General features: G+C 72.5%; 23 protein-coding genes and 3 pseudogenes. 15 read left to right on the top strand and 11 right to left on the bottom strand.

Features of this window, described 5'->3' with window-relative positions; genetic code table 11:
* The first annotated feature begins 118 nt into the window (after positions 1 to 118).
* The 5 genes from lepB (IF22_RS0122750) to IF22_RS0122730 are packed head-to-tail and all read left to right on the top strand — an operon-like array spanning position 119 to position 3,350.
* Positions 119 to 988 (top strand): signal peptidase I, encoded by an 870-nt coding sequence (gene lepB, locus IF22_RS0122750; protein WP_030335222.1) that lies wholly within the window; start codon positions 119 to 121, stop codon positions 986 to 988.
* Positions 989 to 998: 10 nt separating this feature from the next.
* Positions 999 to 1,634 (top strand): signal peptidase I, encoded by a 636-nt coding sequence (gene lepB, locus IF22_RS0122745; RefSeq protein WP_030335221.1) that lies wholly within the window; start codon positions 999 to 1,001, stop codon positions 1,632 to 1,634.
* 47 nt (positions 1,635 to 1,681) lie between these two features.
* Complete coding sequence (locus tag IF22_RS0122740) at positions 1,682 to 2,224, top strand: NUDIX hydrolase (protein ID WP_280940612.1); 543 nt, start codon at positions 1,682 to 1,684, stop codon at positions 2,222 to 2,224.
* Positions 2,218 to 3,030, top strand: a complete 813-nt coding sequence (locus tag IF22_RS0122735; protein ID WP_030335217.1) for a ribonuclease HII — start codon at positions 2,218 to 2,220, stop codon at positions 3,028 to 3,030. Before IF22_RS0122740 ends, IF22_RS0122735 begins: the two co-directional genes overlap by 7 nt.
* On the top strand, positions 3,027 to 3,350 hold the full coding sequence (locus IF22_RS0122730; RefSeq protein ID WP_007075222.1) for a DUF2469 domain-containing protein: 324 nt from the start codon (positions 3,027 to 3,029) through the stop codon (positions 3,348 to 3,350). The genes IF22_RS0122735 and IF22_RS0122730 overlap by 4 nt, the downstream gene beginning before the upstream one ends.
* A 60-nt stretch (positions 3,351 to 3,410) precedes the next feature.
* On the opposite strand, the gene IF22_RS0122725 is transcribed toward IF22_RS0122730, so the two are convergent.
* Positions 3,411 to 4,553, bottom strand: coding sequence for a sulfite oxidase (locus IF22_RS0122725; protein ID WP_051708728.1), 1,143 nt, complete (start codon positions 4,551 to 4,553; stop codon positions 3,411 to 3,413).
* Between the two features lie 232 nt (positions 4,554 to 4,785).
* On the opposite strand from IF22_RS0122725, the gene IF22_RS0122720 reads away from it, so the two are divergent.
* Positions 4,786 to 5,460 (top strand): murein hydrolase activator EnvC family protein, encoded by a 675-nt coding sequence (locus IF22_RS0122720; protein ID WP_030335210.1) that lies wholly within the window; start codon positions 4,786 to 4,788, stop codon positions 5,458 to 5,460.
* Here the strand turns inward: IF22_RS0122720 and IF22_RS0122715 are convergent.
* From IF22_RS0122715 to IF22_RS0122690, 6 genes and pseudogenes are all read right to left on the bottom strand, one after another.
* A complete protein-coding gene (locus IF22_RS0122715) occupies positions 5,381 to 6,562 on the bottom strand; it encodes an aminotransferase class V-fold PLP-dependent enzyme (RefSeq protein ID WP_030335208.1) in 1,182 nt (393 codons plus the stop codon). The two genes, IF22_RS0122720 and IF22_RS0122715, sit on opposite strands and share 80 nt — an antisense overlap.
* A gap of 43 nt (positions 6,563 to 6,605) precedes the next feature.
* Positions 6,606 to 7,109 (bottom strand): annotated as a pseudogene (locus IF22_RS36495) (tyrosine-type recombinase/integrase); the annotation flags it as partial.
* A 177-nt stretch (positions 7,110 to 7,286) separates the two neighbouring features.
* A pseudogene (locus tag IF22_RS36490) lies at positions 7,287 to 7,703 on the bottom strand (site-specific integrase); the annotation flags it as partial.
* Positions 7,704 to 8,046: 343 nt separating this feature from the next.
* Complete coding sequence (locus IF22_RS0122700) at positions 8,047 to 9,348, bottom strand: DNA-processing protein DprA (RefSeq protein WP_051708727.1); 1,302 nt, start codon at positions 9,346 to 9,348, stop codon at positions 8,047 to 8,049.
* Positions 9,258 to 10,778 (bottom strand): YifB family Mg chelatase-like AAA ATPase, encoded by a 1,521-nt coding sequence (locus IF22_RS0122695; RefSeq protein WP_030335204.1) that lies wholly within the window; start codon positions 10,776 to 10,778, stop codon positions 9,258 to 9,260. The genes IF22_RS0122700 and IF22_RS0122695 overlap by 91 nt, the downstream gene beginning before the upstream one ends.
* A gap of 30 nt (positions 10,779 to 10,808) precedes the next feature.
* On the bottom strand, positions 10,809 to 11,168 hold the full coding sequence (locus tag IF22_RS0122690; RefSeq protein WP_030335202.1) for a YraN family protein: 360 nt from the start codon (positions 11,166 to 11,168) through the stop codon (positions 10,809 to 10,811).
* Between the two features lie 194 nt (positions 11,169 to 11,362).
* Here IF22_RS0122690 and IF22_RS33325 point away from each other — a divergent pair.
* The 5 genes and pseudogenes from IF22_RS33325 to frr all read left to right on the top strand — a co-directional run bounded on the left by IF22_RS33325 (position 11,363) and on the right by frr (position 16,299).
* Positions 11,363 to 12,461 (top strand): annotated as a pseudogene (locus IF22_RS33325) (hypothetical protein).
* Between the two features lie 407 nt (positions 12,462 to 12,868).
* Positions 12,869 to 13,771, top strand: coding sequence for a 30S ribosomal protein S2 (gene rpsB, locus IF22_RS0122680; protein WP_030335200.1), 903 nt, complete (start codon positions 12,869 to 12,871; stop codon positions 13,769 to 13,771).
* A 134-nt stretch (positions 13,772 to 13,905) separates the two neighbouring features.
* The gene (tsf, locus tag IF22_RS0122675; protein WP_030335198.1) at positions 13,906 to 14,733 is read left to right on the top strand and encodes a translation elongation factor Ts; all 828 of its coding nucleotides are present in this window, start codon (positions 13,906 to 13,908) and stop codon (positions 14,731 to 14,733) included.
* 161 nt (positions 14,734 to 14,894) lie between these two features.
* The gene (gene pyrH, locus IF22_RS0122670) at positions 14,895 to 15,662 is read left to right on the top strand and encodes a UMP kinase (protein ID WP_030335195.1); all 768 of its coding nucleotides are present in this window, start codon (positions 14,895 to 14,897) and stop codon (positions 15,660 to 15,662) included.
* Between the two features lie 79 nt (positions 15,663 to 15,741).
* Entirely contained in the window at positions 15,742 to 16,299 is a 558-nt protein-coding gene (gene frr, locus IF22_RS0122665) for a ribosome recycling factor (RefSeq protein WP_030335193.1), read from the top strand.
* Between the two features lie 52 nt (positions 16,300 to 16,351).
* Here frr and IF22_RS0122660 read toward each other — a convergent pair whose 3' ends face one another.
* Positions 16,352 to 16,795 carry a hypothetical protein gene (locus tag IF22_RS0122660; RefSeq protein WP_030335190.1) on the bottom strand — a complete coding sequence of 148 codons (444 nt, stop codon included), beginning with the start codon at positions 16,793 to 16,795 and terminating at the stop codon, positions 16,352 to 16,354.
* 381 nt (positions 16,796 to 17,176) lie between these two features.
* Between IF22_RS0122660 and IF22_RS0122655 the strand changes: the two genes are divergently transcribed.
* The 3 genes from IF22_RS0122655 (at position 17,177) to IF22_RS0122645 (ending at position 21,001) form a co-directional block, all read left to right on the top strand.
* The gene (locus IF22_RS0122655; RefSeq protein WP_030335189.1) at positions 17,177 to 18,547 is read left to right on the top strand and encodes a phosphatidate cytidylyltransferase; all 1,371 of its coding nucleotides are present in this window, start codon (positions 17,177 to 17,179) and stop codon (positions 18,545 to 18,547) included.
* Positions 18,548 to 18,651: 104 nt separating this feature from the next.
* The gene (gene rlmN, locus IF22_RS0122650) at positions 18,652 to 19,809 is read left to right on the top strand and encodes a dual-specificity RNA methyltransferase RlmN (protein ID WP_030335187.1); all 1,158 of its coding nucleotides are present in this window, start codon (positions 18,652 to 18,654) and stop codon (positions 19,807 to 19,809) included.
* A gap of 31 nt (positions 19,810 to 19,840) precedes the next feature.
* Positions 19,841 to 21,001, top strand: a complete 1,161-nt coding sequence (locus IF22_RS0122645) for a DivIVA domain-containing protein (protein ID WP_030335185.1) — start codon at positions 19,841 to 19,843, stop codon at positions 20,999 to 21,001.
* 84 nt (positions 21,002 to 21,085) lie between these two features.
* On the opposite strand, the gene IF22_RS33320 is transcribed toward IF22_RS0122645, so the two are convergent.
* The gene (locus IF22_RS33320; RefSeq protein WP_036412111.1) at positions 21,086 to 21,307 is read right to left on the bottom strand and encodes a DUF2631 domain-containing protein; all 222 of its coding nucleotides are present in this window, start codon (positions 21,305 to 21,307) and stop codon (positions 21,086 to 21,088) included.
* Between the two features lie 269 nt (positions 21,308 to 21,576).
* Here IF22_RS33320 and IF22_RS0122635 point away from each other — a divergent pair, with 269 nt between their 5' ends.
* Positions 21,577 to 23,157 carry a Rieske 2Fe-2S domain-containing protein gene (locus tag IF22_RS0122635; RefSeq protein WP_030335183.1) on the top strand — a complete coding sequence of 527 codons (1,581 nt, stop codon included), beginning with the start codon at positions 21,577 to 21,579 and terminating at the stop codon, positions 23,155 to 23,157.
* A 106-nt stretch (positions 23,158 to 23,263) separates the two neighbouring features.
* On the opposite strand, the gene IF22_RS0122630 is transcribed toward IF22_RS0122635, so the two are convergent.
* Entirely contained in the window at positions 23,264 to 24,859 is a 1,596-nt protein-coding gene (locus IF22_RS0122630) for a phytoene desaturase family protein (RefSeq protein ID WP_030335181.1), read from the bottom strand.
* 83 nt (positions 24,860 to 24,942) lie between these two features.
* Positions 24,943 to 25,773, bottom strand: a complete 831-nt coding sequence (locus tag IF22_RS0122625) for a YhjD/YihY/BrkB family envelope integrity protein (RefSeq protein WP_030335179.1) — start codon at positions 25,771 to 25,773, stop codon at positions 24,943 to 24,945.
* Positions 25,774 to 25,776: the final 3 nt, after the last annotated feature.

Genomic DNA, 25,776 nt, shown 5'->3' with positions numbered 1-25,776 from the left:
GTCGTACGGGCGCAGCGAGGCGGCGACCCCGCCCTCGCGGCGGGCAGTTGTCCACTACCGCCCGTGGAGCCTCGACGAGGCTCCCGGGCGGTGGTGTTTCTGCGGACCGGGGAGTGGCGTGGTGCAGACGCTTGACGATGACGGCACCGTCGATCCGTGGCGTCGACGGGCCCGCCGCACCCGCCGACAGATGCCCCTCTGGCAGGAGCTGCCGCTGCTGCTGGTGGTCGCGTTCTGCCTCGCGGTGCTGATCCGTACCTTCCTGCTCCAGGCGTTCTTCATCCCGTCCGGCTCGATGGAGGACACCCTCCTCGTCGGTGACCGGGTGCTGGTCAACAAGGTCGTCTACGACGTTCGGGACCCGCTGCGCGGCGAGGTGGTGGTCTTCCGGGGCACCGACCGCTGGGCGCCGCAGGTCGACGATCAGCCGAAGCCGGGCGTCGCCGGCCGGCTCGCCCGCACCGTCGGCGACCTGGTCGGGGTGAGCCGGCCCGGTGAGAAGGACTTCATCAAGCGGGTGATCGGTCTGCCCGGCGACCGGGTCCAGTGCTGCGACAGTCAGGGGCGGGTGACCGTCAACGGCACCCCGCTCAACGAGACGTACGTCCTGCGGGACTCACCGCTGGACCTGCCGCCCAACCCGGCGGAGTGTCGCTCCCGGCGATTCGACGAGGTCGTCGTGCCACCCGGTCAGCTCTTCGTGATGGGCGATCACCGCGAGGTCTCCCAGGACGCGCGTTGCCAGGGGCCGGTGCCGATCGACAACGTGGTCGGCCGGGCCTTCATGGTGGTCTGGCCCTCGTCGCGGTGGAGTGCGCTGTCGGTGCCGTCGACGTTCGAGGACGTCACCGGGCCCGCCACGGCATCCCCCGGCACGCCCCCGGTGCGACCGACCCCGCAGGGCGGTGTGCTGCTGATGCTGCCGTTGGCAGCCGCGCTGCGTGGTTCCCGCGCGTTCCGGGCGGTGTCGTCCAGCCGGGCAACGTAGGCTCCTTGGCGTGATTGACGAGCAGACCGACAAGCCGCGCAGTTCCTTCTGGAAGGAGCTGCCGATCCTGCTGGGTGTGGCGATCCTGGTCGCGGTGCTGGTCCGCGCCTTTGTGCTGCAGACCTTCTTCATCCCCTCCCCGTCCATGGAGAACACCCTCAAGATCGATGACCGGGTGCTGGTCAACAAGCTGGTCTACGACTTCCGATCACCGCACCGCGGCGAGGTGATCGTGTTCAAGGCTCCGACCTCGTGGAGCGGTAACCCCGACGGTGAGGACTTCATCAAGCGGGTGATCGGCGTCCCCGGCGACCACGTGGTCTGCTGCGACCCGCAGGAACGGTTGATGATCAACGGCAAGTCGCTGGACGAGCCGTACATCTTCTCGATGGACGGGGTTCGCGACAAGCCCGCCGACCAGGAGTTCGACATCACCGTGCCGGAGGGTCGGCTGTGGGTGATGGGCGACCACCGGTCGGCCTCCGGCGACTCACTGGAGCACTGGCAGCAGTCCGGGCAGAACATCACCGAGGCCACGATCCCGGAGAACGACGTCGTCGGGCGGGCGTTCACCGTCTTCTGGCCGGTCAGCCGGGCCACCTGGCTGACAGTGCCCGACGGGTTCGACGGCATTCCCAAGCCGTAGGCCGACGGGGCGTGGGCGATCCGTCGTCGGTCTGGCAGGCTGGTGCGGTGACCGTGAGCGCGAGGAGTGAACGTCCGAGCCCCGCAGTCGCGAACAGCGACGACCGTGTCCACACCCCTCGACGCGCGGCCCGCGTGCTGCTCGTCGACGCGGCCGGCCGGGTCCTGCTGTTCGAGGGCTTCGACCCGGCCCGACCCGGGCACCGCTACTGGTTCACGCCCGGCGGCGGGCTCGACCCGCTGGAGTCCCCGGCGGCGGGCGCGGCCCGGGAGTTGGCCGAGGAGACCGGCCTGCTGCTCGACCCGGCCGCGCTGGGCGAGCCGGTCTGGTCCGACGCGACCGAGTTCTCCTTCGACGGCGTCTGGTACCGCCAGGAGCAGGATTTCTTCCTCTTCCGGGTGGACTCCTGGCGGGTGGACACCACCGGCTTCAACGACATCGAGCGGCGCAGCATCGCCGGCCACCGCTGGTGGCTTCCCGACGAGTTGGCGGCCAGCGGCGACCGGTTCTACCCACCGGAACTGCCCGCCCTGCTGACCCGGCTGGGGCAGCCCGCCACCACAGGCCAGGAAGAGGAGACGTCATGCTGACCCCGCCGCGTACCGTGGTGCGCCGTGAGGCCGGCCTGTACGCCCTGGAGCGGGCGTTGCAGCGGCGTGGCTTCCGGCACGTCGCCGGTGCGGACGAGGCTGGTCGGGGGGCGTGCGCCGGTCCACTGGTCGCCGCCGCGGCGGTGCTGCCCGAGGGACGGCGCGGCGAGATCGAGGGGCTGGCCGACTCGAAGCTGCTCACCCCGGCCAGCCGGGAACGGGTGTACGCGGAGGTCGTGGACCGCGCCCTCGCGTACGCCGTGGTGGTCATCCCGGCCGAGGAGGTCGACGCCCGGGGTCTGCACGTGTGCAACCTGGCCGCGATGCGCCGGGCGCTCGCCTCGCTCACGACCCGCCCGGAGTACGTGCTGACCGACGGCTTCGGCGTGGACGGCCTGGGCGTGCCCGGGCTGGCGGTGTGGAAGGGCGACCGGGTGGCCGCGTGCGTGGCGGCGGCCAGTGTGCTCGCCAAGGTCACCCGGGACCGGCTCATGGTGGAGCTGGACGGGGTGTTCCCGGCATACGGCTTCGCCGAGCACAAGGGGTACATCACCCCGGAGCACTCGGCGGCGCTGCGGGAGCACGGACCGTGCCGGGAGCACCGGTTCTCGTACGTCAATGTGGCAGCGGTCTCCGGCCGCGACGGCCGGCCACCGCGCGCCCGGCGGCCCGGCGGCCAGGGTCCGGATGAGCCGATGGAGCGCTCACGGGCGTCAGGGGGTACCGTCGGCGTGGCGTTGGGCGAGCAGCCTCGGCCTCCGGCGCCGGTGGGGGAAGATGTGGCCATGGAAGGCGGAGTGCGATGAGCGCGGAAGATCTCGAGAAGTACGAGACCGAGATGGAGCTGCAGCTCTACCGGGAGTACCGCGACATTGTCCGCCAATTCTCCTATGTGGTGGAGACGGAGCGGCGGTTCTACCTGGCGAACCAGGTCGACCTGCACGTGCGCAACTCCGACGGCGAGGTCTACTTCGAGGTCGAGATGCACGACGCCTGGGTGTGGGACATGTACCGTCCCGCCCGCTTCGTGAAGAATGTCCGGGTGATGACCTTCAAGGACGTCAACGTCGAGGAGCTGGAGAAGCCCGACATCTCGCTGCCCGCCGACTCCGGCTTCGGCGGCTGAGCGCACCCCAGCCGCGGTGCCGCGCCACGGGCCCCCCACCCGTGGCCTGACACCAGCCGGTCACTCGGCGGGCACCACGACCTCGACCCGCTGCGCCATGTTGTTGGCGAAGCCGCCACGGTTCCACTGTTGCTCGACCGGCTGGGTCCGCCCGGACGCGTCGGTCGCCCGCGCGCCGAGCACGTACCGGCCGGGCGTGGCGACCCACTCGTGCCGCCAGCGCCGCCACGCGAAATCTCCGGCGTCCGTCGGGTCCAGTTCGGCCGGCGCCCAGCTCTCCCCGCCGTCGGTGGTCACCTCCACTGCCACCACCGGCGCGTGCCCCGACCAGGCCCGACCATCCAGGGTGCACGGGCCGGGGCGCAGCACCCGACGGCGGGACATGAAATCGGGGAAGCCGGGCGGGCGGACCAGCGCACGCGGCTCGATCCGGGTGACCGGCACCCCCGGGTCGTCGGCGTCGCGGCGTACCCGGTAGGCCACCGCGTTCTGGTACCCCGCGAACGGCTCGGTCCGCAGCTCGATCGAGTGGACCCACTTCACGTGCGCCATGCCGTACCAGCCCGGCACGATCAGCCGCAGCGGCGCGCCGTGCTGCGGCAGCAGGGGAGCGCCGTTCATCTCGTACGCCAGCAGCACCTCCTCACGCAGCGCGTCGGCGACCGGAAGCGCCCGCTGGTAGTCCTGCTCGACCCCGCGCTCCACGCCGTGATCGGCGCCGGTGAAGACCACGTCCACCGCCTCCGGGTCGATGCCCGCCTCCCGCAGCAGCGGAGCGAGGGGGGTGCCGGTCCACTCGGCGTTGCCGACCGCCTCGACCAGCCACGGCTGGCTGACCGGCCGGGGGTGCAGCAGGGCCCGGCCGTTGCCGGCGCACTCCAACGTCACCTGCTGGGTGACCCGCTGGCGCTCGCGCAGGTCGGCGAGGGTCACCGTCAACGGCCGGTCCACCGCCCCGCCGATGCTCAGCGTGTGCGTCGCCGGGTCGAGCGCCGGAATGTCGTAGTGGATCAGCAGGTAGTGCAGCCCGGCCGGGGTGACGTCGTAGCGCAGCGCCTCCAACGGGATGCCGTGGTTGCGGGCCGCGAGCTGCAACTCCTCCGCGCTGATCGTCTCGTCCGGCTCGGCGAGCCTCGACGGGCCGCTCACGTCGGCCACCGTCGGCCCGGTGAGCGGCGACGTCCGGTCAGCGTGAGTGGTCATGTGGGCCTCCCCGGTGCAGACGGCGGCACCCGCCGTACGCGGCACAGCCTAGGCCCTTCCTGGCGGTCCGAAAACGGGCACCGGAGGTACGGCGGCGCACCCGCGTCGGGCCGGGGGACAGCGCATAACAGATCATCGAAGCCGTCGGGTGCTCGTCCACAGCGCCGCCGGTTGTCCACAGGCCCGCCGGCCGGGCTGGCGGACGACCCCGCCAGGGTCGGAGGCTGCCGTCATGCGACCGCCAGCCCTCCGTTCGATCCGACGCACCGTGCTGCTCAGCGCCGCGCTCCCGCTCGCGCTGACCGTCCAGCTCTGCGGGCTGGCGGTGCTGGGCGCGGCGGTCCCCGGCCAACCACCGACGCCGACAGTGCCGGTCGCGGCCCTGACGGTGCCGGTCGCCGACCCGGCGCCCACCGGGCGGTTCCGCTGGCCGGTCGACGGGCCGCCACGGCTGGTGCGCCGCTTCGACCCGCCGCCCCGCCCGTGGCTGCCCGGCCATCGTGGCGTCGACCTGGCCGCCCCGGCCGCAGCGGTGATCCGCAGCGCCGGGGCGGGCACGGTGCTCTTCGCCGGCCCGGTGGCCGGCCGACCGGTGGTCACCGTGGGCCACCCGGACGGGCTGCGGACCACCTACGAGCCGGTCCAACCCGCCGTACACCCCGGCCAGCCGGTTGGTGCCGGCGCGCCGCTCGGCGAGCTGCTGCCCGGGCATCCGGGTTGCCCGGTCGAGGCGTGCCTGCACTGGGGTCTGCGCCGGGGCGATGACTATCTCGACCCGCTGGCCCTGCTCGGCCTCGGACCGGTGCGGCTGCTCCCGGTCGGTCCGGTCAGCGCTGGGCGAGCAGTGCCGGCAGCCGTGCGGCCAGCCGGTCGTATTCGTCGGCGGCGTTGTAGACCTGCCCGGTGAGCCGCAGCCACCCCCGGCCGTTCCAGCTCATCACCGCCACCTCGGCGGCGAGCCGCTCACCGATCCGGGTCTGCAACGCCCGCGCGGCGTCGATCGTGGTGCCCGTGCCGGGCGGCAGCGGGATGAGACGCAGAGCCACCTCCGGCCCGCCAGGGCTGGGCAGATCGGCCGGAGCCACCCCCAGGGCGTCTCCCACCACCCGCTGGCCGTACCCGGCGAGCGCGGCATTGTGCGCGCGCACCAGGTCGACACCCAGACTGCGCATCGTGAACAGGCCCGCCGGGGCGGCCAACCAGGACGTGTAGTCGAGAGTCGCCTGCCACTCGAGCGGGGCCGGGAAGTCCGACTCCTGCTCCCAGGACACCACCAGCGGCTCGATCCGGTCCCGCCACTGCGGTGCCACCGTCAGCAGGGCGGTCCCGCGCGGGGCGTACGCCCACTTGTGCAGGTTGCCCACCCAGAAGTCCGCGCCGATGCTCGCCACCGGGGTGGACAGCATGCCCGGGGCGTGCGCGGCGTCCACCAGGACTGGCACGCCGTGTTCCCGGGCCACCCGGGCGATGGCGGTGACCGGGAAGAGTTTGGCGGTGGCCGAGGTGAGCTGGTCGACGACGAGCAGCCGGGTCCGCCCGGGGCGCAGGCCGGCCCGGATGGTCTGCACGATCTGCTCGTCGGTGGCCGACAGCGGGATCGGCAGGACCCGGCTGACCGCGCCGGTGCGCCGGCACTCGCGCTGGATGGCCAGGCTCACCGCCCCGTACCCGTGGTCGGTGCTCAGCACCTCGTCGCCGGGTTGCAGGCCCACCGACTGGAGCACCACGGCGACGCCGGTGGTGGTGTTGCCGACCAGGGCGCTGCCGTCCGGGTCGGCGCCCAGGAAGCTGGCGAGGTGCCGACGGGTGTGCGCGATCCGGTCGACCAGCCCCTGGGTGAAGAAGCGCAGCGGGTTCGCCTCCATCTCGTCACGCAGCCGCTGCTGGGCGCGCTGCACGCCGATCGGCACCGCGCCGAACGAACCGTGGTTGAGGTGGCTGACCGCCGGGTCCAGGGAGAAGAGCAGGCGGGCGCCCGGGATCGGCTCAGGGGGCTGCGGGACGCTCACTCGATGATCGTAACCGCGGGGCTCGGCGCCCTCCGGCGCTTGCTCAGGCCCGCGGGTGCGCCTGCCGGTACGCGGCACGCAGCCGCTCGACCGAGACATGGGTGTAGATCTGGGTGCTCGCCAGCGACGAGTGACCGAGCAGCTCCTGCACGGCGCGCAGGTCGGCGCCGCCCTCCAGGAGGTGGGTGGCGGCGGAGTGGCGGAGGCCGTGCGGGCTGGTCCGGGGCAGCCCGGCGGTCTCGGCGTACGCGCCGACGATCTGACGCGCGGTCGTCGGGTTGAGCCGACCGCCCCGGGCACCCAACAGCAGCGCGTCGCCGGAGTGGGCGGCCACCATCGCCGGGCGGCCCCGGCGCAGCCAGTCGTCCAACGCCCGCTGGGCGGGCACCCCGTACGGCACCGCGCGTTCCTTTCCGCCCTTGCCGAACACCCGGAGCACCCGCCGGCCGTGGTCGACGTCGCCGACGTCCAACCCGCACGCCTCGCTGACCCGTACGCCGGTGGCGTAGAGCAGCTCCAGCAGCACCCGGTCGCGCAGCGACACCGCCTCGGCCTCATCCGCTGCGCCCGGTGCCGATCCGGCCGCTGCGTCCGCGCGGACCACGCTCGTGTGCTCCTGGTCTGTGCCCGCTTGGTTCGGACCGGCTTGGTTCGGGCCGGCCGGGTTCGTGCGCGCTCGGTTTGTCGGCGGCGGGTTGGTGGGCGGGGTCTGCCGCGACGGTGCCTCGACCAGGGCGGCGGCCTGGTCGGGGCGCAGCACGCTGGGCAGCTCCCGGTGCGCGCGTGGGCTGGCCAGCGCGGCGCCCACGTCGGCGGGGAGCAGCCCGGCCCGGTGGGCCCAGCCGCTGAACGCCCGCGCCGACGCGGCCCGCCGGGCCAACGAGGTGCGGGCCGCGCCGGTGGTGCGCTGCCGCGCCAGCCAACTGCGCAGCACCGACAGGTCCAGCTCGGCCAGGTCCACGCAGCCCATCCGGACGGCGTGGTCGAGCAGCGACACCAGATCGGTGACGTACGCGCGGACGGTGTGCGCCGACCGGTTACGGACCCGGGACAGGTGCTCGGCGAAGTCGTCGACAGCGTCGCGCAGCGCCGGCGGCAGCGCCTGGTGCATGGCCCGGGTGCCCCGGTCGGGGCGACTCATCGGGGCCGCGCCAGGGCGCTGGCCGGTCCACCGGGACAGGCACCCTCACTGACAGCTGGCACGGCCACAGCCTACGGCCGGTCCGCCCACGTCACCGGACCCGACGGTGCCGGGTGTTCGCCTACCGGTGGCGGTTGTTCTTCTTGATCAGGAAGACGACCACGCCGACAACCAGCACGGCGGTCGTGGCGAGACAGCAGAGCACGCTGATGTGCCACGGCTTGATTGCACCCATGACCGGGCACCGTACCGGCAATGGCAGCTGGCCGGGGTCCCGAGCGTGAGGGTGTGCGGGCATCCGGCGACCACCGCACCGGACGAGCCGCGTCGCACCCGCTCAGCCTCACGGCGGGCCTGACGTCTCCGATGTCGCCGCCCGCTTGGACTTCGCGGGCGGGGCGAGGGCGTAGCCGTCCTCGCGACGGACCACCATGGACAGCTCCTCCAGCAGTGACAGCTTGCGCAGCGCGGTCCGTACGTCGACACCGGCGCGGGCGGAGAGCCGGTCCACGCCCATCGCGCTCCGGCGGGGCAGCGCCTCCAGTAGCGAACGCGCGTCGTCGTCGAGCGTGTCGGCGGCCCGCTGCGGCCCGCGTGCCAACGGGGCCAGGTCCGCGCCGATCCGGCCCACCTCCTCCAGCACGTGCGCCACCCCGGCGACCAGCCGGGCCTTGCCGGGGAACTCGCGCAGGAACTCGTGTGCGCCGACGGACATCGCCGAGGTCACCGGCCCCGGCACCACCATGGTCACCCGATTGGCGTGGAGGGCTCGCCGCGCGGTCTGCGTCGCGCCGCTGCGCGCCGAGGCCTCCACCACGACGGTGCCCCGGGTGCCGACGGCGATCACCCGGTTGCGGATCAGGAACCGGGGTCGCAGCGGCTCGGCACCCGGGGGCCACTCGCTGACCAGCAGACCCGTCTCGGCAATCCGGTCGAAGAGCGCGGCGTTGCCCATCGGGTACGGGCGGTCGAGGCCGCAGGCGAGCACCGCGACGGTCAGACCGCCAGCGGTGAGGGCGCCCCGGTGGGCGGCGGCGTCGATGCCGAACGCGCCACCGGACACGACAGTCCAGTCCCGCTCCGCCAACCCGTACCCCAGCTCCGTCGCGACGTGCTGCCCGTAGCCGGTGGCGGCCCGGGCCCCCACCACCGCCACCGAGCGGTCCAGGGCTTCGCCGAGCGGCCAGCTTCCGCGTACCCAGAAGCACAGCGGCGGGGCGGTCTCGGCGTCCACCCGGCGGCTGACGTCCGGCAGCCGCAACGTGGTCAGGCCGGCGACCGGGGTCGGCCACTCCTCGTCGTCCGGGGTGACCAGCCGGGCGCCCAGTCGGTCCGCCCGCTCCAGAGCCTCGGCCGCCACCGCCCGCGCGTCGCCGGCCGCCGAACGTGCGGCGACGGTGGTGTGCAGCCAGCCGTCCGGGCTGCCGCCGTCGAGCAGCAGGTCCAGGGTCGCCACCGGGCCGTGCCGTTCGACCAGCCGGTGCACGGCGCGCGTGCCCGGCTCCGCCAACCAGGTCAGGGCGACCCGGGCCAGCCTGCGCTCATCCTCGGCGTTCACGCCGCCTCCCCCGTCCGTAGTTGCAGGGCTTCCCGGACGTCGTCCTGGTCCGGTCGGTCGCGGCCGTCCAGATCGGCGATGGTCCAGGCCATCCGGATCACCCGGTCGAAGCCGCGCGCCGACAGCGAGCCGGAGTCGAGCCGGCCACGCAGCTCGACGGTGACCCGGGCCGGCAGTCGCCACGGCGGTCTGCGCAGGTACGGGCCGTCCACCTCGGCGTTGAGCCGCCGGCCGAGGTCGGCCCAGCGATCGGCCGCCGCCTGCCGGGCCGCCGCCACCCGGGTGGCGACCGTCGCCGACGGCTCGACGCCACCGTCGGTCGCCATCAGCTCGGCCGCCCGTACCGGCATCAGTCGCACCTGGACATCGATCCGGTCGAGCAGCGGACCGGACAGTTTGCCCAGGTAGCGGCGTCGGACCAGCGGCGAGCACTCGCAGTGCGCGTCACCGGCCGGCTTCGCGCACGGACACGGGTTGGCCGCCAGCACCAACTGGGTGCGCGCCGGATACACGGTGCCGCCCCCGCTGCGGCTCAACTGGATCCGGCCGTGCTCCAGCGGCTGGCGCAGCGCCTCCAGTGCGCCCTTGCTGAATTCGGGAGCCTCATCCAGGAACAGCACCCCGCGGTGCGCCAGCGACACCGCGCCGGGCCGGGCCAGCCCCGAGCCGCCACCGACCAGCGACGGTACGGTCGCGGTGTGGTGCGGCGCCTGGAACGGCGGACGCCGCAGCAGGCGACCGCCGGGCGGCAGCAGCCCGGCGACCGAGTGCAACGCGGTGACCTCCAGCGCCGCGTCGTCGTCCAGCTCCGGCAGGATGGACGGCAACCGTTCGGCGAGCATCGTCTTGCCGGCGCCCGGCGGGCCGAGCAGCGCCACGTGGTGCCCGCCGGCAGCGGCGACCTCCAGGGCCCGTCGACCCAGCTGCTGCCCGGCGACCTCGGCGAGATCCGGTCCGTCGGCCGCGGGTGCGGGGATGTCTGCCGGTGGCTCGATCAGTGGGGTCCCGTCGCGAACGAAGGCGACGAGCCGGTGCAGGGTGTCCACCGCGCGCACCCGTACGCCGGGGATGACGGCGGCCTCGGCCGCGTTGCCGACCGGGACGATCACCCGCGTGACGCCGGCCCGGGCCGCGGCGGCGACCATCGGGAGGACGCCGCGTACGGGCCGGACCGTCCCGTCGAGCCCCAGCTCACCGAGGACCACCACCCCCTCCAGGGGAAGCAGCGGCAGCTCACCCGAGCCGCCCAGCAGCGCGGCGGCGATGGCCAGATCGAAGGCCGAGCCGAACTTGGGCAGCGTGGCGGGGAGCAGGTTGAGGGTGATCCGCCGGTTGGGCCAGCGCTGGCCGGAGTTGACCACGGCGGCGCGGACCCGGTCACGGGCCTCGTGCAGGGCGGTGTCCGGCAGACCCGAGATCACCACCGCCGGCAGGCCGGCGGCCAGGTCGGCCTCCACCTCGACGAGGTGGCCGGTCACCCCGACCAGCCCCACGCAGAGCACCTTCGCGTAGCTCACGGCGCGTCACCGATCCTCCGGGCGCGCATGTCAGAACGCGCCCTTGAGGTGGTCGACCTGCGCCGGCCCGGCGTCGGGCAGCAGCACGGACAGCACGTCGAAACGCACCTCCTCGGCGGTCGTACCGGTTTCGGTCAGCCACCGCGCGGCGAGCCCACGCAGCCGGCGGGCCTTGGCCGGCACGACCGCCTCGGCCGGGCTGCCGAAGCCGTCACCCCGGCGGGTCTTCACCTCGCAGAAGGCGAGCACCGGCCCGTCCCACGCGATGATGTCGATCTCCCCGGCCGGGCAGCGCCAGTTGTGGGCGATCGGGCGCAACCCGGCCTCGGTCAGGTGCCGAGCCGCGCACCGCTCGCCGTACGCGCCAACCGCCTGGTTCCGCTTCGTCATGGCCGGCACGGTGCCCGCCGGAGGACGATCGCCGCGACCCGGCGGCGGCCCCGCTGTGGACAACGGGTGTGCTGTGGACAGTCAAACGATCATGTTCAGGCTGTGCTAGCGGTGTCGCCGACCTGTTTTCACCAGCCGGTCACCATTCGTACCCCGGGGCACGGTTGATCGGCGGCGCGGACGGCTGGGCTGAAATGGCGCGGGCGTGGCCGGTCGCATACGGTGCCTGACGTGGACGGACGACGGAGTTTTCCGGAAGATCAGGAGTCGCGCTGGTACCCCGACGAGCGGGGTCGCGGTTACGGCGAGTCGGAGTGGCGCGGCGCGGGCGAACCGCGGTACCGGGACGGCGAGATTCCCGAGCAGCGTGGCGCGGAGGACATCCGATCCGTCGAGGACACCGGTGTCGGCCGCCGCCGAGAGTCGGACTCGGGGCGTTTCGGCGCGGTGGACGCGAGCCGTTTCGGCGGTACGCCGGAGCCGGACCCGGGTCGCCTGGGCGCCGTGGACCAGGGCCGTTTCGGCACCCCGGAGCGGGACTCCGGCCGCTTCCCGGCGGTCGACGCCCAGTCCGGGCGGTTCGGGGCGGTGGAGAACGACTCCGGACGCTTCGGTGCGGTGGACCCCCTCGGTGACGCCCGGCCCGAGGCCGACGGATACCGGGCGACCCGTTCGCGCAGGGCGGACCGGGACCCCTCGGAGGTCTCGGGTGAGCTGCCCGGTCGTCGGGCCGCCCGGGAACCGGCCGCCGTCGAGACCCCGCTGGCGAACGTCACGTCGGAGACCGCCCGCGACACCACGTCGCCGGCCAGCGTGCTCGCTGACCAGGCTCGTCCCGCCCCGCTCACTGCGTACCCGATCATCGAGCCGACCCGGGGTGGCGGCGAGCCGCCGCACCCGCTGGAGATGCCGACCGGCCCGATGCCGGGGATCGGCCCCCGACCCGACCTGCCCGCTGCCGAGCCGCCGCTGTACCCGCCGGCCGCCGACGGCGTCTACCGGACCCGCCGACCGGTGCTGGCCGTACTCTTCGCCCTGCTGGTGTTGATCTTCGAGGTCCCCGCGCTGCGGGTGCTGCTCGCGGGCGTGACCGGCGACCCGGTGGACGCCGGGAACGTCGTGGTGGGCATCGCCCTGGTCGCCGGCCTGCCGATCTTCGCGACCGGGCTGTACGGGCTCCGAACCGGAGGTCTGGCGCTCTCCGACAACGGTCGCGGCTGGCTCCGCCCGCCGACGGCCTACCTGACCGTCGGTCTGGTGCTCTTCGTGGCCGCCGCGCTCGCCGCCGGCTGACCCGGCCCTGCCTCGCCGCCGGCTGACCGGCCGCGCTCGCCGCCGGCTGGCGGCTCGCGTGCGGCCAGAGACGCACAACAACCTGGAAATAGTGGCCTCTGGCGACGCGGAGGCCACTATTTCCAGGAACCAGCGCGATCTTCCCGCAACTCGGGCGATGGGGCGGGAGCCCGGGGCGGCGCCCCGCGCGCACCCCGGGGCGGCTGAACGGGTGAAGGGCGTACACTGGCCAACTGGCGACCGCCTCGTGCGGTCGACCTCGCGCGCCCTCTTCACGAATCGTCGTGGAGCGACGGCCTCCCTGGTCCCGATCTTGATCGGGCCCACCATGGGTCGGCGACCAGGCGCCAGGACGCCCGGCCACCGGTCGGGCGTGACAACCAGGGACCTTGAGGAGTACCCCAACCATGGCCGTCGTGACCATGCGTCAGCTGCTGGAGAGCGGTGTCCACTTCGGGCACCAGACCCGGCGCTGGAACCCGAAGATGAAGCGCTTCATCATGACCGAGCGCAACGGCATCTACATCATCGACCTGCGCCAGACCCTCGAGTACATCGAGAAGGCGTACGAGTTCGTGCGTGGGACCGTCGCCGAGGGTGGCAGCATCCTGTTCGTCGGCACCAAGAAGCAGGCCCAGGAGGCGATCGCCGAGCAGGCGACCCGGGTCGGCCAGCCGTACGTCAACCACCGCTGGCTCGGTGGCATGCTGACCAACTTCCAGACCGTGTACAAGCGGCTGCAGCGGATGAAGGAGCTGGAGGGTCTGGGTGACCTGAGCGGCACCGCCGCCGGTTACACCAAGAAGGAGACCCTGCAGCTCTCCCGCGAGAAGATCAAGCTGACCCGCACCCTCGGTGGCCTGCGGGACATGCAGAAGCTTCCCGCCGCGGTGTGGATCGTCGACACCAAGAAGGAGCACATCGCCGTCGACGAGGCCCGCAAGCTGGGCATCCCGGTCATCGCGGTGCTGGACACCAACTGCGACCCGGACGAGGTCGACTTCCCGATCCCGGGTAACGACGACGCGATCCGCTCGGCCGAGCTGCTGACCAAGGTCGTCGCCGCCGCCGTCGCGGATGGTCTGATCGCGCGTTCCGGCCGTCGCCGGGGCAACGACGAGAAGCCCGAGGGCGTCGCGAGCGACGAGCCGCTGACCGAGTGGGAGCGCGAGCTGCTCGAGCCGAAGAAGGCCGACGAGTCGGCCGCCCCGGCCGAGCAGCCCGCCGCTGCCGCCGCCGAGCAGCCCGCCACCCCGGAGCAGCCGGCGCAGGCCGCCACCGAGCAGCCGGCGACCGCCACCGCGGAGTGATCGCACCGTCGCTGCCCGGCCGTCCGTTTTCGCGGACGGCGGGCAGCGACGGTACGCCGGGCACGATCCGCCCGGATCCGGGTAACCGGCACCTCTGACCATCCACACGCCGTCTCAACACCGAAGAGAGAGCCATGTCCCAAATCACCGCCGCGGACGTCAAGAAGCTCCGCGACCTCACCGGCGCCGGCATGATGGACAGCAAGAAGGCGCTGACCGAGGCCGAGGGCGACTTCGACAAGGCCGTCGAGATCCTGCGCGTCAAGGGCGCCAAGGACGTCGGCAAGCGGGCCGGCCGTACGGCCGCGAACGGCCTGGTCGCCCACTCCGGCAAGTCGCTGCTCGAGCTCAACTGCGAGACCGACTTCGTCGCCAAGACCGACTCGTTCATCGCGCTGGCCCAGCAGCTGGTCGAGCACGGTGACCGCTCCGGCGTGAACTCCGCCGAGGAGCTGCTCGCCACCGAGCTCGACGGCAAGGTCGTCGCGGACCTGATCCAGGAGCAGTCCGCCAAGATCGGCGAGAAGCTGGTGCTCAACCGGTTCGCCCGGGTCGAGGGCACCATCGCCATCTACCTGCACCGCAAGGCCCAGGACCTGCCGCCGGCCGTCGGCGTGCTGGTGTCGTACACCGGCAAGAGCGACGAGGCCGGCGACGCCGACGCCCGTGGTGTGGCCATGCAGATCGCCGCGATGCGGCCGAAGTACCTCACCCGGGACGAGGTTCCGGCGGAGGTCGTCGAGTCCGAGCGGCGCATCGCCGAGCAGACCGCCCGCGAGGAGAACAAGCCCGAGGCGGCCCTGCCGAAGATCGTCGAGGGTCGGGTGAACTCCTTCTTCAAGGACTTCGTCCTGGTCGAGCAGGCGTCGGTGGCCGACAACAAGAAGTCGGTGAAGCAGCTGCTGGCCGAGGCCGGCATCGAGGTCACCCGCTTCGTGCGGTTCGAGGTCGGCCAGGCCTGAGCCGCCACCGGGCGCCGCGCGCGCCCGTGGGCAGAAGACGTCAACGAGGAGGCCGCCGGTGTACGTGACAGGCACCGCGGCCTCCTCGTCACATAGGGTCGGCAGCGGCAGGTTCGCGGTACGCGCCGCACGGGGCGTGCGCGTGGGGAAGGGCGGGGCGGATGACGCAGGTTGTGAGTGACCGGACGCTGGAGCTGGACGATCCGACGGCACCGCCGCCGGGGCGTGCCCGCCGGGTGGTGCTGAAGCTCTCCGGTGAGGTCTTCGGTGGCGGCGCGATCGGCGTCGACCCGGACGTCGTCCAGGCCATCGCCCGGCAGATCGCCACAGTGGTCCGCCGCGGCGTGCAGGTCTCCGTGGTGGTCGGCGGGGGCAACTTCTTCCGCGGCGCGGAGCTGCAGAAGCGTGGGATGGACCGGGCCCGCGCCGACTACATGGGCATGCTCGGCACCGTGATGAACTGCCTGGCCCTCCAGGACTTCCTGGAGAAGGAGGGCATCGAGACCCGGGTGCAGAGCGCCATCACGATGGCCCAGGTCGCCGAGCCGTACATCCCGCTGCGGGCCATCCGGCACCTGGAGAAGGGCCGCGTGGTCATCTTCGGCGCCGGCGCTGGGATGCCGTACTTCTCCACCGACACGGTGGCCGCCCAGCGGGCGCTGGAGATCCGGGCCGACGTGGTGCTGATGAGCAAGAACGGCGTGGACGGCGTCTACACCGCCGACCCACGGATCGACCCCACCGCCAGCAAGCTCGACTCGATCACCTTCTCCGAGGTGCTGCGCCGCAACCTGCGGGTGGCCGACGCGGCGGCGTTCAGCCTCTGCATGGAGAACGGCCTGCCGATGCTGGTCTTCGGCGCGCAGGGTGACGACACCATCATCCGCGCGGTGGGTGGCGACAAGATCGGCACCCTGATCACCGCCTGAGTCCCGCAGACGGCGACGGCAGCGGTCTGACGACTTTCAGCAGAGCCCACGACGAGCACAGAAGGAGGCGAGGAGACCGGTGATCGACGACACCCTCCTCGAGGCCGAGGAAAAGATGGACCGTGCGGTTGAGCACGCCAAGGAGGAGTTCGGCGCCATCCGTACCGGTCGCGCCAACGCCGCCATGTTCTCCAAGGTCATCATCGACTACTACGGCACGCCCACGCCGCTGACGCAGATGGCGTCCATCGCGGTCCCCGAGCCGCGGATGGCCGTCATCAAGCCGTACGACAACTCGCAGATCAACGCGATGGAGAAGGCGATCCGCGACTCGGACCTCGGGGTGAACCCGAACAACGAGGGCACCCAGCTGCGCATCCTGCTCCCGCAGATGACCGAGGAACGCCGCCGCGACATGATCAAGGTGGCTCGGCACAAGGGCGAGGAGGCCAAGGTGGCGATCCGCAACGTCCGCCGCCGTGGCAAGGAGGAGCTGGACCGGATCGTCAAGGACGGCGAGGCCGGCGAGGACGACGGCCGCCGCGCCGAGAAGGAACTCGACGACCTGACCCAGCGCTACGTGGCCACCATCGACGACCTGGTGAAGCACAAGGAAACCGAGCTGCTCGAGGTGTGACGCATGCTTCGAGGCCCGTTCCCGACCTCGGGAACGGGCCTCGTGTTGTCGGTCAGCAGGGAATCCAGACGGTCCTGGTGCGCTCGGCGAACTGCTCGCCGGTGTCGGCGTCCCGCAGCGAGAAGCGGGCGGTTGCCCGGCCGGGGTGCAGCGCCGGAGTGACGCGGGCGAACGCCATCGAGAGTTCGACGGTGCCGCCGTCACAGACGACCTCGCCAGCGCCGCGTCCCCCGGTGGCCCAGAGGGTCGGCAGGCCGTCCTGCACCAGCGACGCCGACATGAGGACGAAGCCGGCCGGGCAGTTGCGGGCGGTGGCGGTGACCGACGTTGCCGGGTACGTCACGCCCGGCTCGGCGGCGGGCGGCTCGAACGGGAACAGCTCGCTGGCGTGGCGGTCGATGGTGATCCGGGTCTGTGTCGTGCTGGCGGCTGCCGGTGACGCCGCTGCCAGGACCATGGCGGCCACGGTCAGCACCGCGAGACCGAACTTGTACATGTGAGTGCCCTTCCCCCGTGCGGACGCGCCGACGGGTGTCGGCGCCCCACCAGCGGACCACGCCCGCGGTGACGGCTCAGTAGTCGATCGAGCACCGGACGAGTCGGATCGACGGCTGCGGATCGCCTGTGGCCTGTCGTTCCGGGCGGGTGTGCGTCGCTGGGCACGGCCCGGCGGCGAGGGATGGGGTCGGTCGGCGTGCCTCGTCCGCCGTGCCGGTCCGGTGTGTGCAGTAGGCTCGGCAGGATTCCCGGCCACCGGGTGGTGAACACCGGGGATCGACCGACCGTCGGGGCGGTCAATCGGAGGAACATCGCACGTGTAGGGGATGCTTGTGGTCTTGCGTCATGTGGTGGTTCTCGTGCCGCGTCGCGGTGCGTGATGTCCCACCCCGACCCCTACGGCAGTGAGCCTCGCGGCTGGGACCGGCCGGAGCGCCCCGTGGCGCTGCCGTGGCCGGACCAGGAGCTGGAGGCCGGCCAGTGGAGCCGCCGTCCGGCCGCCGGCCCCGAGCTGTACGCCGAGCCGCACGCCCGGCCGTACGCCGACCCGCGCCCCGCTGACCCGTACGACGAGCGTGGCCGCCCGGTCCGTCCGGACGACGGCTTCGACGACCGCGACCGGCATGTTCGGTTCGACGACCGGAACCAGCCCGACCGGTACGACGACCGGGGTCGTGGCGACCGGTACCTCGATCGTCTCCCCGCCGCTGGCGACGGGCCGCCCCGGTACGACGGCCCGGACCGTGGGCGCTTCGACGAGCCGGGCCCTGTCGACGGCCCTCCCGCCGGTGTCGACGACCCGGGGTACCCGACCGAGCTGATCGAGCCCGTCCGGGCCGAGGTGGTGCCGGACGAGGCGCCGACGACCGGTCGACGGCCGAAGGGGCGACGTCGGGCCAGCCTCGACCGACCGGCCACCCAGCAGGTGGGCACCGGGCGCGCCGGGCGCAACCTTCCCGCGGCGATCGGGGTGGGGCTCGGCCTCGGCGCGCTGATCGTGGTGCCGCTGGTCGTCTACCCGTTGGCGTTCCTGCCGGTGATCGCCGCCGCGGTCGCGGTCGGCATCTGGGAGATGGCCCGGGCGGTCCGGCGCAGCGGCGCGCACCCGCCGCTGGTGCCGCTGATCGCCGGTGGCGTGTTGACGGTGGGGCTGGCCTGGTTCGCCGGCCCGGACGCGCTCAGCCTGGGGCTGCTGGTCACGGTGCTGGGCACCATGATCTGGCGGTTGGGTGACGGGCCGGCCGGCTTCCAGCGGGATCTCACCGCGGCCACCCTGATCGCCGTCTACGTGCCGTTCCTGGCCGGTTTCGCGGCGTTGCTGGCGGCGGCCCCCGATGATGGCCCGCTGCGCATCCTGGCCACCCTGATCGGGGTGGTCCTCTCGGACACCGGTGGGTACGCGGCCGGGGTCTCCTTCGGCAAGCACCCGATGGCCCCGTCGATCAGCCCGAAGAAGTCCTGGGAGGGCTTCGCCGGCTCGGTCACCGCGGCGGCGGTGGGCAGCGCGTTGCTGCTGTGGCTGATGTTCGAGGTGGCCCCCTGGTGGGGTGCGCTGTTCGGGGTGGCCGTGTCCTGCGCGGCGGTCCTCGGCGACCTGGCCGAGTCGATGATCAAGCGGGATCTGGGCGTGAAGGACATGAGCAACCTGCTGCCCGGCCACGGCGGTCTGATGGACCGACTGGACTCGATCCTGTTCGCGGTGCCGACGGCCTACCTGCTGTTGGCGGTCCTCGTGCCGGTGGTGGGCTGAGGTATGAATCACGGCTACCCGGTCCTCCGGCTCCGGTGGTCGCGCCCCGTTCGACACCTCCGGACCGGCGCCCGCCGCCGACGGCGTGACACACTGGACCAGCCATGACGAGCCTGCCTTTGATCCCCGCCACCTCGGTCGCCCCCGCCGCGCGCCGGGCCTCCATGCCCCCTCAGCACCTCGCTGACCTGGACCTGGCCGGCCGCCAGGCGCTGGTTACCGGGTTGGGGGAGCCGGCCTTCCGCGCCAAGCAGGTCTCCAACCACTACTTCGGGCGGCTGGTCCGCGACCCGCAGGCGATGACCGATCTGCCCGCGGCGACCCGGGAACGGCTGGCCGACCAGTTGCTGCCGCCGTTGCTCACCCCGGTGCGCGAGTTGGCCTGCGACGACGGCGCCACCCGCAAGGCGCTCTGGCGGCTGCACGACGGTGCGCTGGTGGAGAGCGTGCTGATGGGCTACCCGGACCGGGTGACCGTCTGCATCTCCAGCCAGGCGGGGTGTGGCATGGCCTGTCCGTTCTGCGCGACCGGCCAGGCGGGGCTGACCCGCAACCTGTCGACGGCGGAGATCGTCGACCAGGCGGTGTACATGGCCGGGGTGGCCGCCTCCGGCGTGGTGGCCGGCTCCCCGCCGAGGCTGTCGCGCGTCGTCTTCATGGGCATGGGCGAGCCGCTGGCCAACTACAACCGGGTGATCGCGGCGATCCGTCGGCTGGTCAGCCCGGCTCCGGAGGGGCTCGGTCTGTCCCAGCGGCACATCACCGTTTCCACGGTCGGCCTGGTTCCTGCCATCCGCCGACTGGCCAGCGAAGACCTCTCAGTGACCCTTGCGCTGTCGTTGCACGCGCCCGATGATGATCTGCGCGACGAACTCGTGCCGGTAAACCAGCGCTGGAAGGTAGCCGAGGTGCTGGACGCAGCGTGGGACTACGCCGCCCGGACGGGCCGCCGCGTGTCGATCGAGTACGCGATGATCAAGGACGTGAACGACCAGCCGTGGCGAGCCGACCTGCTCGGTCGGCTGCTGGCCGGCAAGTTGGCCCATGTGAACCTCATTCCGCTCAATCCGACGCCGGGCAGCCGCTGGGACGCGAGCCCGAAGCCGGTCGAGCGGGAGTTCGTCCGGCGGTTGCGCGAGGCCGGGGTGTCCACCACAGTTCGGGACACCCGGGGCCGCGAGATCGACGGCGCGTGTGGCCAGCTCGCCGCCGCCGAGGACAACGACACCTTCACCGACCGCGCCGGAGAGGCACCGGCGTGACCGGGCGTGGCGAACGAGACCAGGAGACATAGTGGCGAGTCAGGGTCAGCGTTTCCGGCGCAAGGCGCTCCGCCGGGGATACAAGGTCGACGAGGTGGATGCCTTCCTCGACCGGGTCGAGGCGACGCTCGACGGCCGACAGGTCGGCGCCCCGGTGGCCTCCCAGGAGGTTCACGACGTCGTCTTCCGGGTCCGCTTCAACGGCTATGACGAGTGGCAGGTCGACCTGCACCTGGATCGGGTCGAGCGGCAGCTGGCCGAGCTGGAGGAGCGCAACAGCGCCGGGCGCGGTGCCGACCCCCGGATGGGTGACCGGATGGGCCCACCGGACCGGATGGGGCCGCCGATGCGGGATGACCGGGGCATGGTTCCGCAGCCGATGCCGCCCCGGCCGATGCCCGCGCAGGCCGGCCCGCCCTACGGTCGCTACGACGAGCCGACCGGTGCCTTCGCCGGTGGGTACGATGCCCCTCGCGGCGGTGGTTACGACGCGCCACGTGGCCCGGCCGGCCCTCCGATGGGCCCCGGTGGCCCGATGGGCCCCGGTCCGATGGGCGGCCACGGCATGCCGCAGCGCGGCCTGCCCGCCGGCCCCAGTGGGTACGGCCCGGACGACCAGCGTGGGCCCGGTGGGTACGGCCCGGACGACCAGCGTGGCGGGTACGGCCCCGACGACCAGCGCGCGCCCGGCGGTTATCCGCCGCCGCCGGAGGAGCCGCGCTTCGACGGCTTCGAGGCCGGGCGGCACGGTCGCGCCGACATGACCGCCGAGATCCGGATGCCGGAGCGGGACCTGCGCGACATGCGCCGTGGTCCGGCCGGTCCGCCTCCGCTGCCGCAGCAGGGCATGGGTGGCCCGCCGATGGCCGGCCCGCCAGCGGTCGCCGGCCCGCCGATGGGTGGCCCGCCGATGGGCGGCCCCCCGATGGCTGGTCCGCCCGGCAGCGACCTGTACCGGGTCGACCAGATCCGCCGTAGTTTCCAGGTGCGCCGGTTCGGCAGCGGGTACGACCCCGACCAGGTGGACCGGTTCTTCGAGACGCTGCTCGGTGGCATGCAGCGGCGCAACCCGATGCCGGTCGACCCGAAGGACCTGGACACCCTCCGGTTCGGCCTGGTGCCGGGTGGCTACTTCGAGGCCGAGGTCGACGCCGCGCTCAAGGACGTGCAGGACATCCTCTTCGGGCGCTGACCCCGACGCGTACGGACGAGGGCCCGTCCCCCGGGTGGGGGCGGGCCCTCGGCGTTCTCGGCCGACGTCCGGCGGTGGGTCGGGTCAGGAGCGCAGACCGCTGCGCCGCAGCACGATGTCGCCGATCACGATGATCAGCAGCAGCGCGGCCAGGCCGATCAGCCAGATGTCCTCGACCCTGCCCTCGTGGTTGCCGCAGATCATCGCCAGCAGCGCCAGTGCGGACAGCACGGCGCCGATCTGCCCGGCCTTGCGGTGCCCGGGCTTGTGCTGGTCTGGCGACGTTACCGGCTCGCTTCCTGCCACTGTCGGTCCTTCCCTCGCGATCGGATCTTTCGTTAGTCTGGCACGCCTTGCGTCAGGCCCGGCGCAGGGTCCGGCCAGTTGAGGGAACGGCATGACTCGCGGGGAGAGCCGGGAGCTGTTGAAGGCCGCCCACGGGGCGTGGGCGGCGAGGGGCGGGCGGCCTGTTGCGGGCGGGCCGAACGGCACTACCGGCGTCGCGGGGCGGTGGTCAGACTCGCTCCGGTAGCGTTTGGCGTACACCTGATTGTCTGTTTGAGGGGGACTGTGCGGTGCGAGTGACCGGAACCGGGCACGCCAGCATGCGGATCGACACGGCTGCGGGCAGCATCCTGTGCGACCCGTGGGTCAACCCGGCCTACTTCGCCTCGTGGTTCCCTTTCCCGGACAACTCACTGCTGGACTGGGAGAGCCTGGGTCAGGTCGACTACCTGTACGTCTCCCACCTGCACCGGGACCACTTCGACGCGAAGCACCTGCGGGACTTCGTCTCCAAGGACGCCACCGTCCTGCTCCCCGAGTTCCCCACCTCGGAGATGGAGGACGAGTTCCGGGCGCTGGGCTTCACCAAGTTCCTGAAGGCGCCCAACGAGCAGGTGGTGGAGCTGCCCGGCGGCCTGAAGATCATGATTCAGGCGTTGACCAGCCCGACCGACGGGCCGATCGGCGACTCGTCGCTCTGGGTGGAGTACGACGGGGTGCGGCTGCTCAACCAGAACGACGCCCGTCCCACCGACCTGAGCGTCTTCGCCGAGTTGGGGCACGTGCACGCGCACCTGCTCCAGTTCTCCGGCGCGATCTGGTACCCGATGGTCTACGAGCTGCCGCAGGCGGCGAAGACCGCGTTCGGCAAGCAGAAGCGGGACCGGCAGTTCGACCGGACCTGGCGCTACATCGACGACCTGAAGGCGTCGCACGTCTTCCCGATCGCCGGCCCGCCGTGCTTCCTCGACGACGCCCTGTGGCAGTTCAACGACATCCACGGCGACGAGGGCAACATCTTCCCCGACCAGTCCGTCTTCCTGTCGGAGTACGCCAAGGTCGGCGGCACCAACGGGATCGTGCTGCTGCCGGGCAGCGTCGCCGAGGTCACCACCGAGGGCGCGAGCACCACCCACCCGGTGCCGGTGCAGGAGTTCTTCGCGAACAAGGTCGCCCACCTGGAGGAGATGCGGGAGCGCAAGCGCCCGATCATCGAGGCGGAGAAGGCGTCCTGGCGGCACCCCGAGGTGGACGTGCTCGGGGAGATGAAGCGTCGGATCGAGCCGCTGCTGGACGAGTCGATCTACCTGGCCAAGGGGGTCGGCGGTCCGGTCCGCTTCGACCTGGTCGGCTACGACGGCGAGAGCGTCGAGTCGATCGTGGTGGACTTCCCGGGCAAGGAGGTCCGACCGTACGCCGAGGAGAAGGTCCGCTACCGGTTCCGTACCGACCGGTCGCTGATCGAGCACCTGCTCTTCATCGACGAGGTGGACTGGGTCAACTCGCTCTTCCTGTCCTGCCGGTTCTCGGCGGCCCGGATCGGCCAGTACAACGAGTTCGTCTACGCGTTCTTCAAGTGCCTCTCCGAGGAGCGGCTGCAGTACGCCGAGGGCTGGTACGACGAGCACGAGCGCACCACCGACGCCGAGGACATCACGTTGGGCGACTGGGTGGTGCAGCGCCGCTGCCCGCACCTGAAGGCGGACCTGACCCGCTTCGGCATCGTCGAGGGTGACCAGCTCACCTGCCAGCTGCACGGCTGGCGCTTCGACCTGCCCAGCGGCCGTTGCCTGACGAGCGTCGGCCACAAGGTGCGCGCCCACCGCGTGGACGCCGAAACCCCCGCCCCCGCCGGCGAAGCAGTGATCTGACCCCCGGCCCTCACCCCACGGCCTGGTTGATCGTGAAGTTGTTGCCTGCCACGGCGGGGTGTGGTGGCGGTAACTTCATGATCAACGGCGCGACGGGCTGGGGGAGCTAGGTCGATAGGTCTTTGAGGATGCGGCGGGCGGCGTTGTGGCCGGCTGCGCCGATGACGCTGCCGGCCGGGTGGCAGCCGGCGCTGCCGGCGTACACGCCGTCGATGCCGGTGGCGTAGGGCATCCGGTCGGTGAACGAGACCGTGTTGTCGACGTGGTGGATGTGCCCGCCGGTGATGCCGAAGTGCTCCTCGATGCCGGGCGGCGGCAACGGCACCGCGTCGGCGATCAGGTCGGCGGTGCCGGGGGCGTACCGCTCGACGATCCCGATCAGCCGGTCGACGTAACCGGGCAGCGCCGCGTCCCAGGTGGTGCCGGCCAGCTCGTACGGGACCGACTGGACGAAGAGCGCCGACGAGTGGTGCCCGGCCGCGTCGGAGAGCGACGGGTCGACTGTGGTGTGCAGGTACCACTCGATGGTGGGCTCCGCCGGCAGCCGCCCGGCCTGCACGTCCGCCCACATCGCGCGCAGCGCGGTCATCGGCGACGCGTCCGCCCCGCCGACCAGTGACGCCGAACCGGGCAGCAGGTGGATGGTCGAACCGAACGGGCACGGCGTACCGTCCGGCAGGCAGGAGAACCGGGGCAGCCCGGTGAGCGCCAGGTTGAGCTTGAGCGTGGTGCCGGGCCGGCGGACCGCCGCCATCCGTTCGCCGAGCCGCGCCGGGAGCGCGCCGTCGGGCAACAGCTCCATCAGCCGGTACGGGTCACACGCGCCGAGCACCACCCGGGCGGCGACCTCCCGACCGTCGGCCAGCACCACTCCGCTCGCCGCGCCGCCGTCCAGGGTGACCGCGCGTACCGGCGTACCGGTCAGGATCGTCGCGCCGGCGGCGCGCGCGGCCTCGGCGAACGTCCGCGAGACGGTGCCCATCCCACCTTCGGCGATCATCCAGGTACCGCCGGATCCGGGCAGCCGGCACATGTTGTGCACGAGGAAGTTGTGGCCGGTGCCGGGGTCGTCCGGGCCGGCGTTGAGCCCGGACAGGCCGTCGGTGACCGCGTACATGCTGACCAGCAGTTCGGAGCGGAACTCGAACCGGGCCAGGTAGTCGGCGACCGAGCCCCGCACAAGATCGACGAAGACCGCGCGCAGCGCCGGGCGGACGTACCTCTCGGCGGTTTCCTCGACGGTCAGCGGCTCGGCCAGCCAGGCCGGCGCGAGGTCCTCCCGCAGCGCGGCCAGCTCGGCCTGCATGGCGTCGTCGGCGGCCACGTCGGCGGGGGAGAAGAACTCGGCGAGCTGTGCCCGGGTGGCGGCGGTGTCAGTGCCGAAGAGCAGGTACGGCGAGCCGAGGCCGCCCGGGGTGGGGAGGAAGTAGTGCGGGTCGCGGCGCAGCACCGGAATCCGCACGTCGAGCGTGGCGAGCAGCTCCGGGGGCATCAGCCCGAGCAGGTACGAGCCGGTGGAGTGGCGCAGCCCCGGCACCTTCGGGAACGGGTTCTCGGTGCGGGTCGCGCCGCCGATCACGTCGGCGGCCTCCAACACGAGGACGTCCAGGCCGGCACGGGCCAGCAGGACCGCGGAGACCAGACCGTTGTGCCCGGAACCGACGATCACGACGTCGGCCCGAGCCGGAATCTCACTGCTCATGCCACCGCACCCTAGTCCGCACCCCCCACCCCCGTCCTCGCAGCCGGGGCGGCGCGGGGAGCAGCGCGGGTGATCAAGAGGGGTCAGCGGGTGGGTTTGGTGCGCCAGTGGGAGAGGGCCAGGGTGGCGGAGTAGCCGGCCAGGACGATCACGTGGAACAGGTAGAGCCAGAGGAGTACGGCCACCCCCGCGCCGATCTCGTCGAAGCCGCCGAACGGCACCCCCAGATCCAGCGGGAGCGAGGCGAAGAGGACGAAGCCGTGCATGAAGCCGGAGAGGTTCGCCGCCGTGAACGACCCGATCCCGAGGGTGGAGAGCCAGTCCGGTGAGGCCGGCCCGACGACCCGGAACACCCACACCAGCACCGGCGTGAGCACCAGCCAGACCCCCAGGAACGACAGCACCACGCCCAGCACACCGAGCCAACCGCCCTGGCGTACGAGGCGGGTGGTGAGCGGGAGCGCCAGCAGGATCGACAGCAGCAGTGCGGGGGCCGGCGCGAGCAGTGGCAGCAGCAGGAGCCGGCCCCGCCAACCGACCAGGTGCTCGTCGGAGCGGGGCGCGGCCACCGAGACGAACGCCCGGCGCAGACCCTCGCCGTACAGCGAGGCGGGCAGCAGGGAGGCCAGCGCGAGCAGCGGGGTCAGCTCCACCCCGGCGTTGACGAGCGCGTCCACCGCCCGGGGCGCGCCGATCGCGGTGGGCAGGGCCTCCACGGCGTACGAGGTGAGCCGGCGTACCCGGTCGGCCCCGGCCACCAGCGAGGTGAGCCAGATCGCCAGCAGGGCGACCGGCACCACGGCGATCGCCCCGTAGAAGGTGATCGCGGCGGCGTGCAGCGACAGGTCCCGTCCGCGCACCGGACGGAACGCGGCACTGGTGATCCGTTTCGTGCGCTGCCATCCGTTGCCCATCGG

The organism is Micromonospora parva (genome assembly GCF_000718515.1).
GTDB lineage: Bacteria > Actinomycetota > Actinomycetes > Mycobacteriales > Micromonosporaceae > Micromonospora > Micromonospora parva.
The sequence above is the reverse complement of the archived record's forward strand: the minus strand, read 5'-3'. Positions and strand labels throughout refer to the sequence as shown.

Bases quoted from the DNA above. Each gene is read 5' to 3' on its own strand.
- IF22_RS0122660 (WP_030335190.1), bottom strand. From the start codon at position 16,795: ATGTACAAGTTCGGTCTCGCGGTGCTGACCGTGGCCGCCATGGTCCTG.
- IF22_RS0122655 (WP_030335189.1), top strand. From the start codon at position 17,177: ATGTCCCACCCCGACCCCTACGGCAGTGAGCCTCGCGGCTGGGACCGG.
- IF22_RS0122630 (WP_030335181.1), bottom strand. From the start codon at position 24,859: ATGAGCAGTGAGATTCCGGCTCGGGCCGACGTCGTGATCGTCGGTTCC.
- pyrH (WP_030335195.1), top strand. From the start codon at position 14,895: ATGACGCAGGTTGTGAGTGACCGGACGCTGGAGCTGGACGATCCGACG.
- rpsB (WP_030335200.1), top strand. From the start codon at position 12,869: ATGGCCGTCGTGACCATGCGTCAGCTGCTGGAGAGCGGTGTCCACTTC.
- IF22_RS0122625 (WP_030335179.1), bottom strand. From the start codon at position 25,773: ATGGGCAACGGATGGCAGCGCACGAAACGGATCACCAGTGCCGCGTTC.
- IF22_RS0122730 (WP_007075222.1), top strand. From the start codon at position 3,027: ATGAGCGCGGAAGATCTCGAGAAGTACGAGACCGAGATGGAGCTGCAG.
- IF22_RS0122725 (WP_051708728.1), bottom strand. From the start codon at position 4,553: ATGACCACTCACGCTGACCGGACGTCGCCGCTCACCGGGCCGACGGTG.
- IF22_RS0122720 (WP_030335210.1), top strand. From the start codon at position 4,786: ATGCGACCGCCAGCCCTCCGTTCGATCCGACGCACCGTGCTGCTCAGC.
- IF22_RS0122735 (WP_030335217.1), top strand. From the start codon at position 2,218: ATGCTGACCCCGCCGCGTACCGTGGTGCGCCGTGAGGCCGGCCTGTAC.
- tsf (WP_030335198.1), top strand. From the start codon at position 13,906: ATGTCCCAAATCACCGCCGCGGACGTCAAGAAGCTCCGCGACCTCACC.
- rlmN (WP_030335187.1), top strand. From the start codon at position 18,652: ATGACGAGCCTGCCTTTGATCCCCGCCACCTCGGTCGCCCCCGCCGCG.
- IF22_RS0122690 (WP_030335202.1), bottom strand. From the start codon at position 11,168: ATGACGAAGCGGAACCAGGCGGTTGGCGCGTACGGCGAGCGGTGCGCG.